This window comes from Achromobacter sp. Root83, from assembly GCF_001428845.1.
In the GTDB taxonomy this organism is placed as follows: domain Bacteria; phylum Pseudomonadota; class Gammaproteobacteria; order Burkholderiales; family Burkholderiaceae_B; genus Achromobacter.
In genome coordinates this window covers 757,022-774,454 of sequence record NZ_LMIU01000022.1, presented here as the reverse complement: position 1 = coordinate 774,454, position 17,433 = coordinate 757,022, and the positions used below count along the sequence as shown (strand labels likewise).

17 protein-coding genes are annotated in these 17,433 nt (G+C 65.1%); 10 read left to right on the top strand and 7 right to left on the bottom strand.

Features of this window, described 5'->3' with window-relative positions; genetic code table 11:
• Positions 1-11 precede the first annotated feature (11 nt).
• Positions 12-449: an HIT family protein gene (locus tag ASE30_RS19390; protein ID WP_057285875.1), complete on the bottom strand. Its 438-nt coding sequence runs from the start codon at positions 447-449 to the stop codon at positions 12-14.
• Positions 450-568: 119 nt separating this feature from the next.
• Between ASE30_RS19390 and cutA the strand changes: the two genes are divergently transcribed.
• From cutA to ASE30_RS19375, 3 genes are all read left to right on the top strand, one after another.
• A complete protein-coding gene (cutA, locus tag ASE30_RS19385; protein ID WP_057285874.1) occupies positions 569-916 on the top strand; it encodes a divalent-cation tolerance protein CutA in 348 nt (115 codons plus the stop codon).
• 77 nt (positions 917-993) lie between these two features.
• Positions 994-2,814, top strand: a complete 1,821-nt coding sequence (gene dsbD, locus ASE30_RS19380) for a protein-disulfide reductase DsbD (protein ID WP_235515288.1) — start codon at positions 994-996, stop codon at positions 2,812-2,814.
• 201 nt (positions 2,815-3,015) lie between these two features.
• The gene (locus ASE30_RS19375) at positions 3,016-3,897 is read left to right on the top strand and encodes a DMT family transporter (protein WP_057285872.1); all 882 of its coding nucleotides are present in this window, start codon (positions 3,016-3,018) and stop codon (positions 3,895-3,897) included.
• A 2-nt stretch (positions 3,898-3,899) separates the two neighbouring features.
• On the opposite strand, the gene hemB is transcribed toward ASE30_RS19375, so the two are convergent.
• The 3 genes from hemB to ASE30_RS29035 all read right to left on the bottom strand — a co-directional run bounded on the left by hemB (position 3,900) and on the right by ASE30_RS29035 (position 5,791).
• Positions 3,900-4,916: a porphobilinogen synthase gene (hemB, locus tag ASE30_RS19370; protein ID WP_057285871.1), complete on the bottom strand. Its 1,017-nt coding sequence runs from the start codon at positions 4,914-4,916 to the stop codon at positions 3,900-3,902.
• Entirely contained in the window at positions 4,913-5,536 is a 624-nt protein-coding gene (gene yihA, locus ASE30_RS19365; protein ID WP_057285870.1) for a ribosome biogenesis GTP-binding protein YihA/YsxC, read from the bottom strand. Before yihA ends, hemB begins: the two co-directional genes overlap by 4 nt.
• 90 nt (positions 5,537-5,626) lie before the next feature.
• On the bottom strand, positions 5,627-5,791 hold the full coding sequence (locus ASE30_RS29035; RefSeq protein WP_156407707.1) for a hypothetical protein: 165 nt from the start codon (positions 5,789-5,791) through the stop codon (positions 5,627-5,629).
• Here ASE30_RS29035 and ASE30_RS19360 point away from each other — a divergent pair.
• The 3 genes from ASE30_RS19360 to ccsB all read left to right on the top strand — a co-directional run bounded on the left by ASE30_RS19360 (position 5,790) and on the right by ccsB (position 10,043).
• Positions 5,790-6,491, top strand: a complete 702-nt coding sequence (locus ASE30_RS19360) for a c-type cytochrome (protein ID WP_156407706.1) — start codon at positions 5,790-5,792, stop codon at positions 6,489-6,491. The genes ASE30_RS29035 and ASE30_RS19360 overlap by 2 nt on opposite strands.
• A 119-nt stretch (positions 6,492-6,610) precedes the next feature.
• A complete protein-coding gene (locus tag ASE30_RS19355; protein WP_057285869.1) occupies positions 6,611-8,689 on the top strand; it encodes a cytochrome c biogenesis protein ResB in 2,079 nt (692 codons plus the stop codon).
• A 7-nt stretch (positions 8,690-8,696) separates the two neighbouring features.
• The gene (gene ccsB / locus ASE30_RS19350) at positions 8,697-10,043 is read left to right on the top strand and encodes a c-type cytochrome biogenesis protein CcsB (RefSeq protein WP_057285868.1); all 1,347 of its coding nucleotides are present in this window, start codon (positions 8,697-8,699) and stop codon (positions 10,041-10,043) included.
• A gap of 69 nt (positions 10,044-10,112) precedes the next feature.
• Here ccsB and lysA read toward each other — a convergent pair whose 3' ends face one another.
• Together lysA and ASE30_RS19340 are read right to left on the bottom strand one after the other, a co-directional pair.
• Positions 10,113-11,405 carry a diaminopimelate decarboxylase gene (gene lysA, locus ASE30_RS19345; protein ID WP_057285867.1) on the bottom strand — a complete coding sequence of 431 codons (1,293 nt, stop codon included), beginning with the start codon at positions 11,403-11,405 and terminating at the stop codon, positions 10,113-10,115.
• The gene (locus ASE30_RS19340; RefSeq protein WP_235515296.1) at positions 11,402-11,524 is read right to left on the bottom strand and encodes a lipoprotein; all 123 of its coding nucleotides are present in this window, start codon (positions 11,522-11,524) and stop codon (positions 11,402-11,404) included. Before ASE30_RS19340 ends, lysA begins: the two co-directional genes overlap by 4 nt.
• Before the next feature lie 94 nt (positions 11,525-11,618).
• Here ASE30_RS19340 and cyaY point away from each other — a divergent pair, with 94 nt between their 5' ends.
• The gene (gene cyaY / locus ASE30_RS19335; RefSeq protein WP_057285865.1) at positions 11,619-11,948 is read left to right on the top strand and encodes an iron donor protein CyaY; all 330 of its coding nucleotides are present in this window, start codon (positions 11,619-11,621) and stop codon (positions 11,946-11,948) included.
• A 38-nt stretch (positions 11,949-11,986) separates the two neighbouring features.
• Here the strand turns inward: cyaY and ASE30_RS19330 are convergent, their stop codons facing one another.
• A complete protein-coding gene (locus tag ASE30_RS19330; RefSeq protein ID WP_057285864.1) occupies positions 11,987-14,434 on the bottom strand; it encodes a penicillin-binding protein 1A in 2,448 nt (815 codons plus the stop codon).
• A 114-nt stretch (positions 14,435-14,548) separates the two neighbouring features.
• Here ASE30_RS19330 and ASE30_RS19325 point away from each other — a divergent pair, with 114 nt between their 5' ends.
• The 3 genes from ASE30_RS19325 to ASE30_RS19315 are packed head-to-tail and all read left to right on the top strand — an operon-like array spanning position 14,549 to position 17,415.
• Positions 14,549-15,190 carry a shikimate kinase gene (locus ASE30_RS19325; RefSeq protein ID WP_057285863.1) on the top strand — a complete coding sequence of 214 codons (642 nt, stop codon included), beginning with the start codon at positions 14,549-14,551 and terminating at the stop codon, positions 15,188-15,190.
• Positions 15,187-16,263 carry a 3-dehydroquinate synthase gene (gene aroB, locus ASE30_RS19320; RefSeq protein WP_057285862.1) on the top strand — a complete coding sequence of 359 codons (1,077 nt, stop codon included), beginning with the start codon at positions 15,187-15,189 and terminating at the stop codon, positions 16,261-16,263. The genes ASE30_RS19325 and aroB overlap by 4 nt, the downstream gene beginning before the upstream one ends.
• Positions 16,264-16,287: 24 nt before the next feature.
• Complete coding sequence (locus tag ASE30_RS19315) at positions 16,288-17,415, top strand: deoxyguanosinetriphosphate triphosphohydrolase (RefSeq protein ID WP_057285954.1); 1,128 nt, start codon at positions 16,288-16,290, stop codon at positions 17,413-17,415.
• The last annotated feature ends 18 nt before the right edge of the window (positions 17,416-17,433 follow it).

The following is a 17,433-nucleotide window of genomic DNA, read 5'->3' as shown; positions in this document are numbered from 1 at the left end:
CCGGCTTGCGTTCAAGAGGCGTGCAGTTCCCCTCGCAACTGGGCCGCGGTGGCCGCCAAGGCCTCTTGCGGCGGCTGGGGCGGCATCTTGAATGTCAGGTTCTGCTGCTCGATGTACTGCGTGGACGTCAGGTCCTGCGTGTGGTGCATGGGGATCACGTGGGCATGCGCATGCGCGACGTGGATGCCAGTGAAAGCGAACCCCACCCGTTCCACGTCATAAAGACGTTTCATGTGCCGTCCCAGTTTCTGTCCCAGATTCAGGATGTGGCCAGCCAGGTCCGCCGGCATGTCCTCGTAATACGGGTAATGCTGTTTGGGGATGATAAGGGTGTGCCCGGGCCGCACCGGCTGAATATCCAGGAAGGCCAGCAGGCGTTCGTCCTCGTGGATCACGTGGGCGGGGATTTCATGGCGGGCGATGCGGCAGAACAGGCAGTTGTCGGACATGCGTGCCTCGGGCGGATGGGATGGGGGCGCGCGCTCGGGTCCGGTCGATCCGGGCAGCGGCCGCAATACCGATAAAATACCCCGAGTTACATCCCACGCGGGTATCCCAAGGAGGCTCCATGTTGCGCGATGACGACGTCGTGCTGGTCATCAGCAATGCGCCCGACCTGCTGTTGGCCAAACGCATTGCGCATGTGCTGGTGGAAGACGGGCTGGCGGCCTGTGTGAACCTTGGCGCCGCCGGGCTGTCCATCTACATGTGGAACGGAGAGGTCGAAGGGGCGGAGGAAATCCCCATCCACATCAAAACGACCTACGCGCGCCACGCCGCCGTCGTGCAGGCTTTGGCGCGAATGCACCCTTACGATGTGCCCGAGATCATCGTGTTGCCGGTCATCGGCGGCGCGGCGCCATACCTGGATTGGGTACGCGAACAAACGGCCATTACCCAGAACAAGAGAGACTGATGTTGCAACTCGCCGGTACTGTTGGAGCGCCCAGGCGCGCAGCCCGCACGACACACGTTCTGATCAGGCCCTGCCTGATGTTTCTGGCGATGGTTCTGCTGTTCCTGGGATGGCAGGCCGCGGCGCGGGCCGAGGCCGAGTTCCTGGAACCCGAGAAAGCCTTTGTGTTCAGCGCCGAAATGGCGTCGCCGGACACGCTGGAGTTGCGCTACCGGGTGGCGCCCGGCTACTACATGTACCGTGAGCGCTTCGCGATCGCCGTCAACCCGGCCGGCGCGACGACGCTGGGCGAGGCCGTCTATCCCAAGGGCGAGGTCAAGTACGACCCGACCTTCGAGAAGGACATGGAGGTCTTCCACAAGGATGTGGCGATACGCGTGCCGGTCGGCGCGGGCAGCCAACCCTTCACGCTGACCCTGACAGGACAGGGATGCGCGGATGCGGGGCTCTGCTACCCCCCGATGGACAGCAGCGTGAAGCTCACGCCGGTGGCGGGCGGGTATGCGCTGGCTGGAACAGGGTTGGGCCTGGCGTCTTCCGCATCTTCCGCGTCTTCGGGCGGCCTGAGCGCCCTGGTCAACGCCGGCGACACCGGCTTGGCCGACGCGCTGGGAGGCCTGGGCTGGATCAAGACGGCCGGCGTATTCCTGGTGCTCGGCCTGCTGCTGGCCTTCACGCCCTGTGTGTTGCCGATGATTCCCATCCTGTCTTCGATCGTGCTGGGCGGCGCGGCGCAGCAGCGGCCCACTCGCGGGCGAGGCCTGGCGCTGGCGGCAACCTACGTGCTGGGTATGTCGGTGGTGTACACGGCGCTGGGCGTGGCCGCGGGCCTGAGCGGCGCGGGATTGGCCGCCTGGCTGCAGACACCGTGGATCCTGACCCTGTTCGCGATCCTGCTGGCCGTGCTGGCGCTGGCCATGTTCGACGTGTTCACGTTCCAGATGCCTTCGGGCATCCAGGCGCGGCTATCCGACCGGTCTTCGCGCGTTCCCGGCGGCCGATACACGGGCGCGCTGGTGATGGGCGCCTTGTCGGCGCTGATCGTCGGGCCTTGTGTGGCGGCGCCGCTGGCCGGCGCGCTGTTGTATATCTCTCAGACCGGCGACGTGATCCTGGGCGGCTCCGCCTTGTTCGCGATGGCGTGGGGGATGGGCGTGCCACTGCTGCTCGTGGGCGCATCGTCGGGCGCCTTGCTGCCCAAGGCGGGCGCGTGGATGGATGGCGTGAAGCGCCTGTTCGGCATGCTGTTGCTGGCGACCGCCTGGTGGATGCTGATTCCCGTCGTGCCCACCTGGGTGCAGATGACGGGCTGGGCCTTCTTGGCCGTGGTGTCCGCCGTCATGCTGCGGGCGTTCGACGCCTTGCCAGAGGGGTCAGGCGCCGCGCGCATGTTCGGCAAGGGGCTGGGCCTGCTGCTGGCGCTTGCGGCCGCTGCGTGGCTCGTGGGCGCGGCCAGTGGCGGCCGGGACGTGTTGCAGCCCCTGTCGCATCTGGCGGCTCGCGCCGAGGCGCCGGCGGGCACGGCGAATGCAAACGGCGACGTCCACTTCGCCCGCGTGCGTAATAACGCCGAGCTGGACGCCGTGCTGGCGCAAAGCCGCCAGCCGGTGATGCTGGACTTCTATGCCGACTGGTGCGTGTCCTGCCGCGAGATGGAACGCTTCACCTTCACGGATCCCGGCGTCGCGCAACGCATGGCGGGGATGGTGCTGGTGCAGGCCGACGTGACGGCGAACAATGCCGACGACCGCGCGCTGCTCAAGCGCTTCCGCCTGTTCGGTCCTCCCGGGATCATGTTCTTCGAGCCGGGCGGCAAGGAAATCCACGATGCGCGCGTTGTCGGCTTTCAGGATGCCAAGCGCTTCACCGAGTCGCTGGACCGCGTACTGACCCGCTGACCGGACGCGGAGCGCCGGCCGGCGCGGCTCGTCTGATGCGCGCAACGCGTCCAGGCGCGCATTGAATCGGGGGCAGGGGCGGGATACCATGTCCGCTGCGCCGCGTGGGCGGCGCCTCCAACTCCCACCAGGCCGACGCCCGTGACGTCCCCCACAGTTGACGCAAGCCAGGACCGGCAAGGTCTTATCTATCTTCAATTGATGTTCGTCATGGCCACGTGGGGCCTGAACATCGTCTCCATCAAATACCTGACGCAGCACATGGACATCCAGGCGCTGGCCGCCGTGCGGATCGTCATTGCGTTCATCACCGTCACCCTCATCATCAAGGCGCGCCGCGGGCGCATCCCGAAACTCGGCCGCGCGGCGCTGGGCTGGGTCGCCTTGGCGGGTTTCCTGGTGGTGTACGCGCACCAGGTGGCGCTGGTGTCGGGGCTGCGGTTTTCGTCGGCGGCCAACGGCACGCTCATCATGGCCACCAGCCCGCTTTTATCGGCCTTGCTGGCCGCCATTTTCTATCGCGAACGGCTGACGCTGGTGCGTATTTCCGGCGCGCTGCTGGGGCTGCTGGGCGTGGGCATGGTGGTGGCCGGCAGCGGCGCGCGGTTCGGCTTGACCGGCTGGGGCGACGCGGTCGTGTTCGTGGCCGTGCTGGTGTTCGTATGCGGAGGGCTGGTCATACAGCGCATGTCGCGGATGATGGATCCGCTGGGGATGCTCTGGTACATGTATCTGGCTGGCGGGCTGATGCTGGTGGCGCATGCCGCGCTGACGCCGGCGTCTTATCAGGCCGGCACCTGGCAGATGCCGTGGTGGCCCTGGGTGGTCCTGATGTTCTCGGCGGTGATCGCCTCGGGGGTGAGCAACATCGTCTGGAACGCCGGCATCGCGCGGCTGGGCATCAGCCGCGCGGCCCTGTTCGTCAACTGGCTGCCGATCTTCGGACTGCTGTTCGCCGCCTTGTTCCTGGATGAACACGTTACGGTGACGCACGTGGCCGGGCTGGCCTGCGTGCTGGGCGGGACATGGTTAGGCCTCAGGCGAGGCGCGCCGCCGGTGCGCGCCAACGCACTAAAGACCTGAGGTCAGCGCTGGTTCTTGAGCAGCTTGGCGGCTTCGATGGCGAAGTACGTCAGGATGCCGTCGGCCCCCGCGCGCTTGAAGGCCAGCAGCGCTTCCATCATGACCTTGTCGTGGTCCAGCCAGCCATTGGCCGCGGCCGCCTTGATCATGGCGTATTCGCCGCTGACCTGATAGGCGAAAGTAGGCACGCGGAACGTGTCCTTGACCCGGCGCAGCACGTCCAGGTAAGGCATGCCGGGCTTGACCATGACCATGTCGGCGCCTTCCTGCAAGTCGCCAGCCACTTCGCGCAATGCTTCGTCGATGTTGCCCGGATCCATCTGGTAAGCCATTTTGTTGGACTTGCCCAGATTGGTGGCCGAGCCCACGGCATCGCGGAACGGGCCGTAGAAGGCGCTGGCGTACTTGGCCGAATACGCCATGATCCGCGTATGGATGTGGCCGTTGGCTTCCAGCGCGCGGCGCACGGCGCCGATGCGGCCGTCCATCATGTCGCTGGGCGCCACCATGTCCACGCCGGCCTCGGCTTGCGTCAGCGCCTGCTTCACCAGGATTTCGACGGTGGGCTCGTTGATCACGTAGCCGTCTTCATCGATGACGCCGTCCTGGCCATGGCTGGTGTACGGATCCAGCGCGACGTCGCACAGCACGCCCAGTTCCGGAAAGCGCGCCTTCAGTTCGCGAACCACGCGCGGGATCAGGCCGTCGGGGTTGGTGGCTTCGATGCCATCGGGAGTCTTCACGGCCGGATCGATGGCGGGAAAGAGGGACAACACCGGGATGCCCAGCGCCACGCATTCTTCGGCCACGGGCAGCAGCGTGTCCAGCGAATAGCGGACCACGCCGGGGAGGGAAGGCACGGCTTGCCGCAAGCCGGAGCCTTCGGCCACGAAGACGGGATAGATCAGGTCATTGACCGTCAGGGCGTTCTCGCGCACCAAGCGGCGGGTGAAGTCGTCGCGCCGCAGGCGGCGGGGGCGGGAAACCGGAAAGTCAGGGGTGATGATCTGCGGGTTCATGGTGCAGCCTTGGGAGAAATCCAATTTTCGATGTGTTCGCCGGCCTCTTCGAGGCCGATGCGCTCGGGCGCCGAGAAGGGGATGGTGTGCAGGGCGCCGATATCAGCCAGGTCCTTGCGGACGGAGAAGACGGTGCGCATGCGCTGGCCGTAGGGCAGCTTGTCGGCCTTGGTGAGCAGCGCAAGCACCGGCCGCCCGGTGGGCGCGATGAAGTTGGCCAGGCGGCGGTCCAGTTCGGTCACGCCGCGGCGGATGTCGATGAGCAGCACGATGCCGGCCAGCGATTCGCGGTCCCGCAGGTAGCCCCCGAGTATGTCTGCCCATTTTTCTTTCTCGTTGCGGGCCACGGAGGCATAGCCGTAGCCGGGCAAGTCGACGAGGAAGCCGATGTGGCCTTCCGGATCCAGCGGGTCGGGCAAGCCGAACATATTGATCAGGCGCGTGCGGCCCGGCGTCTTGCTGGAAAACGCAAGACGGCGCTGGTTGCACAGCACGTTGATGGCCGTGGATTTACCGGCGTTGGAGCGGCCGACAAAGCAGACCTCGGGAGCGCCGGCGGCCGGCAACTGGTCGAGGCGAGCCGCGGAGGTGAGGAAGGAGGCGCGATGTAGGAGGGACACGGATGGCTTTGGATACGGTTGGTTTCGAGCCCTATTGTATAATCCGGCGTTTGCTACAGTGGTCCCCGTGCGCGGAGCCGTCTTTTTTGCTTACTGTTTAGCTGTTTCAGGGCCTTTGCGGGCATTCCAGAAGCAGCATCGCAGCAATAGGGCAAGCAGGACAAGCAAAACTGGTTCGATACGGTTTTCCTGAGTGTGCGGGCAGGCGTGGGCGCCTTTTTGCGCCTTGATCGATGTGATCGTCGAGGTCTTCATGAAGCGTGTGCTGTCCCGGATGTTGGTTGCGAGCGGGCTGTTGCTCGGCGCCTCCGCCCTCTCTGCTACGAGTTTCGCCGCCGACGGCGCTGCGGGCCCGGCCAAACCAGATGCCGCCAAGGGCGGTCAACTGTTTGACCAGGGCGACGCGAGCCGCGGCATCATTGCCTGTGCCTCCTGTCACGGCGCGGCGGGTAATAGCACCATCCCGGTGAACCCGAACCTGGCCGCGCAGCCTCACGAGTATCTGGCCAAGCAACTGGCCGATTTCCAGGTGAAGCAGGGCGCCCAGGTGCCCGTGCGCAATGGCGCGGGCGGCAATCCCACCCCGATGACGGCCATGGTGCAGAACCTGACGCCGGCCGATATGCAGAACATCGCGCTGTACCTGGCGATCCAGCCGCTCAAGGAGCCCGCCACGGCCGGCCAGGAGAAGCTGGTTGAGCTAGGTCAAAAAATCTGGCGCGGCGGTTTGCCCGATCGCAATGTTCCTGCCTGCGCGGCATGCCATTCTGCCAACGGCGCCGGGATTCCCGGCCAGTACCCCCGCCTGTCGGGGCAGTTCCCCATGTATATCGAAGAGCAGTTGAAGCTTTTCCGCAGCGGCGATCGCAAGAACACCGTGATGCACGCCATCGCGGACCGCATGTCGGATGCCGATATCAAGGCGGTGTCGGATTACGCGGCTGGCCTTCGGTAGCCGATCGGCTGCAACGTGCGCGGCCGGTCCGCGTTGACGCAACCTGAGCGTGACGGAACCTTGTTCCGTCGCGCGCTGTCTATGAGGGGGGTAGCCGATCGCGCGGCCCCCCTTTTTTCATGAATTCGACTCGAACCCACACACGCCCCTCTTTGCGCAGCCTGCCACGCGACATCCTTGAACTCCTGGGTTCGATGCGCTTTGCCGTCAGCCTGCTGATGTTCATCTGCGTGGCAAGCCTGGTGGGTACGGTCCTGCAGCAGAACCGATCGTCCAGCAACTACATCGACCAGTTCGGGCCGTTCTGGTTCGAAGTGTTCGACAAGTTCTCCATCTGGCACGTCTACAACAGTTGGTGGTTTCTGCTGATCATGGGCTTTCTGGTCGTGTCGACCTCGGTCTGCCTGATCCGCAATGCGCCCAAGATGTTGCGCGATGCGCGCTCGTTCCGCGAGCACGTTCGCGAAGGCAGCCTGCGCGCCTTTCCGCATCGCGTGGAAATCGAAGCGCCTACCGATGTGCCGCGGACCGCGGCCGGCCTGAAGGCCTTGTTGGACCGGCTGGGCTATGCGGTGCGCGAACGCCAGGACGGGGACGGCGTGCTGCTGGCGGCCAAGAAGGGCAGCGCCAACCGGCTGGGATACGTTTTCGCCCACGCGGCCATGGTCATCATCTGTATCGGCGGCTTGCTCGACAGCGAGCTGCCGGTGCGCCTGCAGGTCATGTTTGGCGGCAAGCAGCCCATCGTCGAAAACATGCTGATCTCGGAAGTGCCGGAAAGCGGCCGTCTGTCGGTCAACAACCCGAGTTTCCGCGCCAGCGTGCTGGTGCCCGAGAACGGCCAGGCCAGCACGGCCGTGGTGATGGTGGGCGATGGCGCGCTTGTGCAGCCGATGCCTTTCACGCTCAAGCTGAAGAAATTCATCGTCGATTACTACTCCACGGGAATGCCCAGCCGCTTCGCCAGCGAAGTCGAGGTGACCGACCCCGATACGGGCAAGACCTTCGATTCGACCATCGAGGTGAACGAGCCGCTGCGCTTCAAGGGCATGACGGTCTATCAGTCCAGCTTTGACGACGGCGGCAGTACCGTCGTGCTGAAGGGCTATCCGCTGGTGGGGTCCGGCGATGCGATCTTCGCCGTCGACGGCACGGTGGGCAAGACCAGCGAGCTGACTGCGCAGACCGCGGCGGGCCCTCGCAGCATGGGAATCGAAATCACGGCCATGCGCCCGATCAACGTCGAGGACCTGACCCGTGGCGACCCTAAGGGCGCGAACCAGAGCTTCGCGGATCACGTGGCGTCGGTATCCGGCAGCGCGGCGGGCAAGAAGAACGAGAACCTGCGCAACGTGGGGCCCAGCGTCGAATACAAGCTGATCGACGATGCCGGCCAGGCCCATGAGTTCCAGAACTACATGCTGCCCGTCGAACTGGACGGCGCAAGCGTGTTTTTGGCCGGCGTGCGCAACAATGCGGCCGAGCCCTTCCGCTATCTGCGCATTCCCGCGGACGAGGACAGCTCGATCGCCGAATTCATGCGCCTGCGCGCAACCCTGGCCGATCCGGCCGCGCGCCAGGAGGCGGCACGGCGCTTCGCGGAGCGCAACAGCCCGTCCGGCACCGACCGCCAACCCCTGCAGACGGCCGCCGAGCGCGCGCTGGAAACCTTTGCGTCGGGCGGCCTGCAGGCCGTCGCCGCCTTTCTGCAGACCAACACGCCGGCCGCGGATCTTGAGCGCGCCGCGGATGTCGTGATCCGGCTGATCGGCGCCAGCATGAACGAACTGCGCGCCATCGCGCGGGAACGCGCGGGCCAGCCCGCCGTGGCTGTGGACGGCCCGGAGGGCGAGCGCGCGGCGGTATGGTCGCGCCTGGCCGTGGCGGCGCTGTCCGACCTGACCGTCTACCCGGCGCCGGTGTTTCTGTCGCTGGCCGATTTCAACCATGTGCAGGCCAGCGTGTTCCAGGTGAGCCGCACGCCGGGCAAGAACACCGTCTACCTGGGCAGCCTGTTGCTGGTCCTGGGGGTTTTCTCGATGTTCTATATTCGAGACCGCCGCGTCTGGATCTGGGTCAAGCCGCAAGGCGGCGGCAGCAGCGTCCTGGCGGCCATGACGTCCCAGAAGCGTACACTCGACTTCAACCAAGAGTTCGAACGCTTCAAGCAGGCGCTCCTGCGCCAGAAGAGGTCTTAAGGTTTTTATGTCCACTACGACCACCACGCATCCCTCGTCGCCAGAAACGCTTTGGCAGGACGGGTTGTCCGAAACCGGCGACAGCCGCGCGCAGCGCGGCAAGCCCGACTGGACCGATATCGTCTTCTTCCTGCTGCTGGCCGTGGGAGCAGGATTCGCGTTGACCCGCTACGGCAACGCAATGGACTACTACGAGAAGATCATTCTGTGCGGCACGGTTCCCGCGCTGGCGTGGCTGGGCTGGTTGTGGCGCCCCTTGCGCCACCTGATGATCGCCTGTGCGATCGCGGCGGGGCTGGCGCTGATGCTGTACGGCAACGACCTGGCTCGCGCCGAGCAGGTGTTCTTCCTGAAGTACCTGTTCTCGTCGCAATCCGCCATTCTCTGGATGTGCGCGCTGTTCGCGCTGGCCATGGTCTGCTACTGGATCGGCGTCGTCAGTCCCACCGCCGCGTGGCTGGGCACGGCGCTGACCTGGGGGGCGGTGTTTGCCGGCGTCACGGGCTTGCTGGTGCGTTGGCGCGAAGGCCATCTGATGGGCCCAGACCTGGGCCATATTCCGGTCAGCAACCTGTACGAAGTCTTCGTGCTGTTCTCGCTGATCACGGCGCTGTTCTATCTGTACTACGAGCGCAAATACGCCACGCGCGCGCTGGGCGGCTTCGTGCTGTTGGTGGTGACGTCGGCCGTCGTGTTCCTGCTTTGGTATTCGTTCACGCGCGACGCCGGTCAGATTCAGCCGCTGGTGCCGGCCCTGAAAAGCTGGTGGATGAAGCTGCACGTGCCCGCCAACTTCATCGGTTATGGCACGTTCTCACTGGCTGCCATGGTGGGCTTTGCCTACCTGATCAAGCAGCATGGGCAGACCACATCCTGGGCCAAGCTTGCGCCGCTGTTCGTCCTGGGCGTGCTGCTGTGCGCCGAGCCCATGGTGTTCCGCACCGACGGGCTGTCCGCTACGTGGATGCTGTATTTTGGCGTGGGGGCCGTGATCGTGGGCGCCATCCTGCTGGGACGCCGCCGCATCGCCGCCGCGCTGCCGTCGCTGGAAGTGCTGGACGACATCATGTATCGCGCCATCGCGATCGGCTTTGCCTTCTTCACGGTGGCCACCATTCTGGGCGCGCTGTGGGCGGCGGATGCCTGGGGCGCCTACTGGCAGTGGGACCCCAAGGAGACCTGGGCGCTGATCGTCTGGCTGAATTACGCCGCGTGGCTGCACATGCGCCTGCTCAAGGGCCTGCGCGGCACCATGGCGGCCTATTGGGCGCTGATGGGCCTTCTGATCACCGGTTTCGCCTTCCTGGGCGTGAACATGTTCCTGTCTGGCCTGCATTCCTACGGCCAGCTTTGATGGCGCTTACGGCGACGCAATGAACAAAGGCCCTTCGAGGGCCTTTGTTTTTGCTGGGCGGGCTGCCGGTCAAGGCAGCATGGATTCGCCTCTGAGCTGATCGTTCAGGGTTTCGCGCTGACGCACCACGTAGTATCTGTCGCCGTCGACCATCACTTCGGCGGGGCGGCCCCGCGAGTTGTAGTTGCTGGCCATGGCCATGCTGTACGCGCCCGCGGACTCCACCGCCAGCACGTCCCCCTGACGGATGGTCAGCACGCGCTTTTTGGCCAGCCAGTCGGCGGTTTCGCAGACCGGGCCGACGATGTCGTATTCGGCGGCGTCGCCCACGCGGGGGTGCAGGGGCTGCACGCCGTGGAAGGCGTCGTACAGGGCGGGCCGCAGCAAGTCATTCATGGCGGCGTCGACGATGGCGAAATTGCGCGCTTCCGAGTGCTTCAGGTATTGGACGGTGGTGAGCAGCACGCCGGCGTTGCCCACGAGCGAACGGCCAGGTTCCAGCACCAGTTGCAGATGGCCCTGGCCGCGGGCGTTCAGGCGTTCGAATACGCGGTCAAGCAAGGTTCGGGGCGAGGGCGGTGTTTCGTTCGTGTAGCGGATACCAAGGCCGCCGCCGAGGTCCAGATGCGAAATCTTGATGCCGGCCTGGTCCAGCGTTTCGATCAGGTCCAGCAGTTTTTCGAGCGCGTCGAAATAGGGACTGATGTCAGTGAGCTGGGAGCCGATGTGGCAATCCACGCCCACGATGTCCAGGCCGGGCAGCGATTGGGCGGTTCGATAGGCGTCCAGCGCGGTGTCGATGGCGATGCCGAACTTGTTTTCCTTCAGGCCCGTGGAAATGTAGGGATGGGTCTGCGCGTCGACGTCCGGGTTCACGCGGAGCGAAACCGGGGCGCGCACGCCCATGTGCTGCGCGACGTCGGACAGACGGTGTAGTTCGTCCACGGATTCCACGTTGAAGCACTTCACGCCTGCCGCAAGCGCGTCCCGCATTTCCCAGGCCTGCTTGCCCACCCCCGAAAAGACGATGTTCGAGGGATCCGCGCCGGCGGTCAGCGCGCGCTTGAGTTCACCGCCTGAAACAATATCGAAACCCGCGCCCAGGCGCGCGAACTCTTTCAGGATGGCCAGATTGGAATTGGCCTTCATGCCGTAGCAGACCAGCACCCGGCGCTGTCCGATAGCGCTGCGGTAGGACTGCCAGGCGGCTTTGAGGGCCGCGCGGGAATAGACGTAAAGCGGAGTTCCCAACCGTTCGGCCAGATGGTCAAGCGGCACGTCTTCCCCGTACAACACGTTATTGCGGTACTGGAAGTACGGGTGGCCTGCCAATTGGGGCGGGGTTGGGAACGGGGGCGTCATAGAACGGCCGGGACGGGGGGAATCTGCGGTGGCTGCTGGTTCGGCTCTGTGCGCGAGGGCGGCTTGCCGTCCGGGGTCGGCATGTACAAGGGCCCCTTGTACCCGCAGGCCGCAACCATGCCGGTCGCCACTAGCGTGGCTACAATGCGAAGAGCCATGCGGCTGAATGCCAATTGGAACACTGAGAACTCCGTAATTCTTGCAGGCTCGATTATGACCGAAACCGAATTTCTTGCGTTGATCGACCAGGTGCTGGACAGCATCGAAAGCCAGGCCGATGACTGGGCGGCTTCGCTCGACGTCGACGTCGAGACCAGCCGCAGCGGCAATGTGCTGACCATGGTCTTCGAAGACAACACGCACGTCGTGGTGAACAGCCAGGCCGTCATGCAGGAGTTGTGGGTGGCCGCGCGCAGCGGGGGCTTTCATTACCGCTACGATGGCCAGCACTGGAACGATACCCGGGGCGGTCCGCAATTGCCGGACGCCTTGTCCCAGATCTGCTCCGACGCGGCCGGCGTTCCCGTGACGATACGGCTGTAAACAAAAAAAGGCCGGCCCGAGGGGCCGGCCTTTTCGCATCAGAACGGAATCTTCTGCGACCAGGGCGTGTTGGTTTGCGTGCCCACGCCAGGCGCGACCTTTATCCGGGTGTCCTCGCCGGTGCTGCTGCCGAGGCCATTGAGGAATTCGCCCAGCGTGTCGGCTTCAGGCAGCCCCAGGCGCGCCACGGCCTGGCCGGGCGGGAATTCCGAGAAATAGAATTCGCCGTTTTCCACGAGCAGGCCATCGGGGCGCGCGCGCGGCTTCTCTTCCGGCACGCCCTTGAGCACCTCTTTCATGTAATCGACCCAGATCGGCATGGCCACGCCGCCGCCGGTTTCACGCGAACCCAGCGACTTGGGCTGGTCGAAACCCAGCCATGCCGTTGCAACCAGCGTAGGCGTGTAGCCCGAGAACCAGGCGTCCACGGATTCGTTGGTGGTGCCCGTCTTGCCGGCGACGTCGTTGCGTTTGAGCAGGACGCGGGCGCGTGCCGCGGTGCCATAGGTGGCCACGCCGCGAAGGATGTCATCCATGACCCAGGCGGTGCGCGGATCGATTGCGCGGGCCGCCGCGTCGCCGGCAACGACCGGCTTGGACTGCATGATGACCTTGCCGCTGCTGTCGGTGACGCGGTCGATCAAATAGGGCGTGACGCGGTAGCCGCCGTTGGCGAACACCGAAAACGCGCCCGCGAGCTGCAGCGGCGTGACCGAGCCCGCGCCCAGCGCGAGGGGCAGCACCGCCGGTTGGCGGGCCTTGTCGAAGCCGAAGCGGGTCAGGTAGTCCTGCGCGTACTGCGGGCCGATGGCTTGCAGGATGCGGATGGACACCATGTTCTTGGACTTGTAGAGGCCCTGGCGCAGCGTCAGCATCGGTTCGTACTGGTTGCCGTAGTTCTTGGGGTTCCAGGCCTTGGATCCGGTCTGTGCGGCGGTCAGTTCGAACGGCTGGTCCGAGATCTGGGTGCCCGGGGTCAGGCCGCGTTCCAGCGACGCCGCGTAGATGAAGGGCTTGATGTTGGAGCCGGGCTGGCGCCATGCCTGTGTCACGCGGTTGAAGTTGCCGCGATAGAAGTCGAAGCCGCCGACCATGGCGCGGATGGCCCCATCCTGCGGCGACAGCGCCACGAAGGCCGCCTGCACCGAGGGCAGGTTGATGATTTCCCAGTTGTCGCCGAACTTGCGGATGTAGACCACGGAGCCGCGCTTGATGCGTTGCTCGGGCTTGGCCTTGTCGTTCAGCGCGCGGGCCACGACGCCCAGCACCTTCTTGTCGGTGACGGTGATGATCTCGCGCGAACTGCGCGCCAGTTTCACTTCGGTGGGGCTGGCCGACAGGACCAGGGCGGTGAGCAGGTCGCCGCTGTCGGTGAACTTGTCGAAAACACCGTCCAGGAATTCGTCCAGCGCCGCGGGGTTGTTCTCGGTGCCCGGGGGCAGGTCGAGCTGCTCCTCGGGGCCGGGGTAGGGCGCGCGGCGGGTGTATTCCAGGACGCCTTCGCGCACGGCGCTATAGGCTGCTTCCTGGTCCTTGGACTGGACGGTCGTGTAGATATTGATGCCGCGCGAGTAGACGTTGTCCTGGTAGACATTGAACAGAAGCTGGCGCGCCAGTTCGGCCACGTACTCGCCATGGATGGAATAGCCGCCCGCCGGCGTGCCTTCCGCCGATTTCATGACGATCTGCTGCGCCATCGCCTGCTTGTATTCGGGCTCGGTGAGATACCCCAGCGATTGCATGCGGCCCAGCACGTAGCGCTGGCGCAGTTCGGCGCGGGGTCGGTTGGCGATCGGGTTGAAGCGGGAAGGGGCCTTGGGAATGCCCGCCAGCATGGCGGCTTCGGCGGCGGTCACTTCGGACAGGGGCTTGCCGAAATATGTGCGCGAGGCGGCCGCGAAGCCGTAAGCGCGGTGGCCCAGGTAGATCTGGTTCATGTAGAGCTCAAGGATCTGGTCCTTGGTGAGCTCGGATTCGATCTTGAACGTCAGCAACAGTTCGTAGAACTTGCGCGAATAGGTCTTTTCGGACGACAGGTAGAAGTTGCGGGCGACCTGCATCGTGATCGTGCTGGCGCCCTGCGTCTTGGACATGCTGATCAGGTTGGTCAGGCCCGCGCGCACCACCCCCATCCAGTCGATCCCGCCGTGCTGATAGAAGCGGTCGTCTTCGGCGGCAAGCACCGCGGACTTCATGACATCAGGGATCTCGTTGAAGCGCAGCACATTGCGGCGCTCTTCGCCGAACTCGCCGATCAGCACGCGGTCCGCCGTGTAGACGCGCAGCGGCACCCGGGGGCGATAGTCCGTCATGGCATTCAGGTCTGGCAGGTTGGGCCAGGCCAGTGCCAGCGCCATTCCCGCGAGCAGGACGCCGCACAGGAACAGGCCGGCACAGAGGATGCCGGTTTTTACGAAGAATCGCAGTATCGGGGAGCCAGTGTTGGCGGGCTTGTCTTTCTTGGAGGAATTCTGGGGCTTGCTCATCGCGGCGATTTTACGGGTATCTCCGGGCCCGCCTCATCGCGGGGGATCGGTTTCTGTAACAAAATAGTTCAGTGTGGTGCGCGGGCAACTGGCGGCAGATGTGATAATGCCGGCATGAACTTTGCCGCTAACTCATGTCCGGAGGCTGACCCGGACCCGGCGCCCTCCGACGGGGTGCCAGAAAGCCTGCCTTGCGCCGTGGAGACCCCCGTCAAGGCCGTGTCGTTGCCGCACGACCTGCCCGTATTTTTGGTCGGGATGATGGGCGCGGGCAAGACGACCATAGGACGTAGCCTGGCGCGTGCGTTGGGGCGCGAGTTTATGGATCTGGATCATGAGCTCGAGGCGCGTTGCGGCGTGCGGGTGCCGGTAATCTTCGAAATCGAGGGCGAAGCCGGTTTTCGTCGCCGGGAATCCGCCGCCCTGGAAGAGTGTACCCAACGGCGCGACATTATTCTTGCCACGGGCGGCGGCGCGATCCTGGCGGCCGAAAACCGCCAGATGCTGCATGAGCGCGGCATCGTTGTCTATTTGAGGGCCAGCGTGGACGAATTGTTCCGCCGGACCTGCCGCGACCGCAATCGCCCCTTGCTGGCAACCGCCGATCCCCGCGGCACGTTGCGCGATCTGATGACCCTGCGGGAACCGCTCTATAAGGAAGTGGCCGATCTGGTGGTGGAGACGGGGTCGATGCCCATCCACACCTTGGTCAAGGCGCTTCTGCCGCAACTGCAAGCCTTTGAGAAGCGCATATGAATGTTGTCAACGTCGAAACGCCGGGCGGAAGCTATCCGATCCATATCGGCCCTGGCCGCCTGGATGCCCTGGACCAGTGCATTCCCCCGGACGCGACCGCAATCGCCGTCGTCACCAATCCGACAGTGGCGGCCCTGTACGGAGAGCGCGCCGAGGCAGCTTTGGCGCGTACCGGCAAGCGCGTGCTGCGCATCGAATTGCCCGACGGCGAGTCCTTTAAGGACTGGCAGACGCTGAACCAGATCTTCGACGCCCTGCTGACCCACCGCCTGGACCGCCGCTGCGTCCTGGTGGCCCTGGGCGGCGGCGTCATTGGCGACATGACGGGCTTCGCGGCCGCGGTTTACATGCGCGGCGTGCGCTTCCTGCAAGTGCCCACGACCTTGCTCGCGCAGGTGGATTCGTCGGTGGGCGGCAAGACGGCCGTCAACCATCCGCTGGGCAAGAACATGATCGGCGCGTTCTACCAGCCGATCGCGGTCGAGATCGATACCCAGGTGTTGAATACCCTGCCGGCGCGCGAAGTGTCCGCGGGGCTGGCGGAAGTGATCAAGTACGGCCTCATCCTGGATCCAACGTTCTGGAACTGGTGCGAAGAGAACGCGCCAAAACTGCGCGCGTTGGATCACGAAGCCATTGCCTACGCGATCCGGCGCTCGTGCGAGCTGAAGGCGCAGGTGGTGGGCAAGGACGAGCGCGAATCCGGCTTGCGCGCCATCCTGAACCTGGGCCACACGTTTGGCCATGCCATCGAGTCCGGCCTGGGCTATGGCGCCTGGCTGCATGGCGAGGCCGTGGGTTGCGGTATGGTCCAGGCGGCCGAGCTGTCCGCGGATGTGGCGGACTTTCCCCGGGCCGACGTGGAACGCGTGCGCGCGCTGGTGCAGGCAATCGGTTGCCCCGCGGTGGCGCCCGACCTGGGGGCGGACCGCTGGCTGGACCTGATGCAGGTGGACAAAAAGACGGAAGGCGGTTCGATCCGCTACGTGCTCATGACACGCATCGGCGAGGCCGTGACCCGCGCGGCGCCGGACGATGCCGTGCGCGCCGTCCTGGCTCGAACCACCCAGTAAATGCGGAGACAGACGGTGTTGCAGATGAATGAGCTGGCTTACTATGCATCCGACCCGTCTGAATCGCGCGGTCGGACCTATGCCGAGCCGCCGCCGGAGAACCGGACGGAGTTTCAGCGCGATCGCGATCGCATCGTTCATTCGGGCGCCTTTCGACGCCTGGAGTACAAGACGCAGGTCTTCGTGAATCATGAAGGCGACCTGTTCCGTACTCGCCTGACCCACAGCCTGGAGGTGGCGCAGATCGCGCGCACGCTGGCGCGCAGCATGGGCCTGTCGGAAGACCTGACCGAAGCCATCTCGCTGGCGCACGACCTGGGACACACGCCTTTCGGGCATGCGGGGCAGGACGAACTGAACGCCTGCATGCGCGAACTGGCGCCGGAATCCGGCGGCTTCGAGCACAACCTGCAAAGCCTGCGCGTGGTGGACGAGCTTGAGGAACGCTATGCGGACTTCAACGGGCTGAACCTGTGCTTTGAAACGCGGGAAGGCATCCTGAAGCATTGTTCCGTCGCGCATGCGCGCCAGCTCGGGGATGTGGGCGAACGCTTCCTGAGCCGTACGCAGCCCTCGCTGGAGGCGCAACTGGCCAACCTGGCCGACGAGGTCGCCTACAACAACCACGACATCGACGACGGTCTGCGGTCCGGGCTGATCACCCTGGAGCAGTTGCAAGAGGTGTCGATCTTCGAACGCCACCATGCTCAGGTGCTGGATCGCTATCCCGGCCTGGCGCCCCGCCGCGCCGTGGCCGAGACGATACGCCGGATGATCAATACGCTGATTGTCGATTTGACGCGGACCTCGCTTGCACGCATACGCGACGCGGCGCCGGCCAGCGCGGACGACGTGCGGCGGGCGCCACCGCTGGCGGGGTTCTCCGACGAGATCCGCGCCGAAGCGGACACGCTGAAGAAATTCCTGTTCGACAATCTTTACCGGCACTACCGGGTGCTGCGCATGAGCACCAAGGCCCGCCGCATCGTGCGCGAGCTGTTCGCGGCTTTTCTGGATGATCCGCGGCTGTTGCCGCCCGATTACCGCCGCGCCGGGTTCAATGAACAGGCGCGCGCCATTGCCGACTACATCGCCGGCATGACGGACCGGTACGCCATCCGCGAACACAAGCGGCTGTTCGACATGGCCTAGCAGCCTTCAGCGCGGGCG

What these genes read in the sequence shown, in the direction of transcription:
- ASE30_RS19390 (WP_057285875.1), bottom strand. Translation starts at nt 449, where the DNA reads ATGTCCGACAACTGCCTGTTCTGCCGCATCGCCCGCCATGAAATCCCC.
- cutA (WP_057285874.1), top strand. Translation starts at nt 569, where the DNA reads ATGTTGCGCGATGACGACGTCGTGCTGGTCATCAGCAATGCGCCCGAC.
- dsbD (WP_235515288.1), top strand. Translation starts at nt 994, where the DNA reads ATGTTTCTGGCGATGGTTCTGCTGTTCCTGGGATGGCAGGCCGCGGCG.
- ASE30_RS19375 (WP_057285872.1), top strand. Translation starts at nt 3,016, where the DNA reads ATGTTCGTCATGGCCACGTGGGGCCTGAACATCGTCTCCATCAAATAC.
- hemB (WP_057285871.1), bottom strand. Translation starts at nt 4,916, where the DNA reads ATGAACCCGCAGATCATCACCCCTGACTTTCCGGTTTCCCGCCCCCGC.
- ASE30_RS19360 (WP_156407706.1), top strand. Translation starts at nt 5,790, where the DNA reads ATGAAGCGTGTGCTGTCCCGGATGTTGGTTGCGAGCGGGCTGTTGCTC.
- ASE30_RS29035 (WP_156407707.1), bottom strand. Translation starts at nt 5,791, where the DNA reads ATGAAGACCTCGACGATCACATCGATCAAGGCGCAAAAAGGCGCCCAC.
- ASE30_RS19355 (WP_057285869.1), top strand. Translation starts at nt 6,611, where the DNA reads ATGAATTCGACTCGAACCCACACACGCCCCTCTTTGCGCAGCCTGCCA.
- ccsB (WP_057285868.1), top strand. Translation starts at nt 8,697, where the DNA reads ATGTCCACTACGACCACCACGCATCCCTCGTCGCCAGAAACGCTTTGG.
- lysA (WP_057285867.1), bottom strand. Translation starts at nt 11,405, where the DNA reads ATGACGCCCCCGTTCCCAACCCCGCCCCAATTGGCAGGCCACCCGTAC.
- ASE30_RS19340 (WP_235515296.1), bottom strand. Translation starts at nt 11,524, where the DNA reads ATGGTTGCGGCCTGCGGGTACAAGGGGCCCTTGTACATGCCGACCCCG.
- cyaY (WP_057285865.1), top strand. Translation starts at nt 11,619, where the DNA reads ATGACCGAAACCGAATTTCTTGCGTTGATCGACCAGGTGCTGGACAGC.
- ASE30_RS19330 (WP_057285864.1), bottom strand. Translation starts at nt 14,434, where the DNA reads ATGAGCAAGCCCCAGAATTCCTCCAAGAAAGACAAGCCCGCCAACACT.
- ASE30_RS19325 (WP_057285863.1), top strand. Translation starts at nt 14,549, where the DNA reads ATGAACTTTGCCGCTAACTCATGTCCGGAGGCTGACCCGGACCCGGCG.
- aroB (WP_057285862.1), top strand. Translation starts at nt 15,187, where the DNA reads ATGAATGTTGTCAACGTCGAAACGCCGGGCGGAAGCTATCCGATCCAT.
- ASE30_RS19315 (WP_057285954.1), top strand. Translation starts at nt 16,288, where the DNA reads ATGAATGAGCTGGCTTACTATGCATCCGACCCGTCTGAATCGCGCGGT.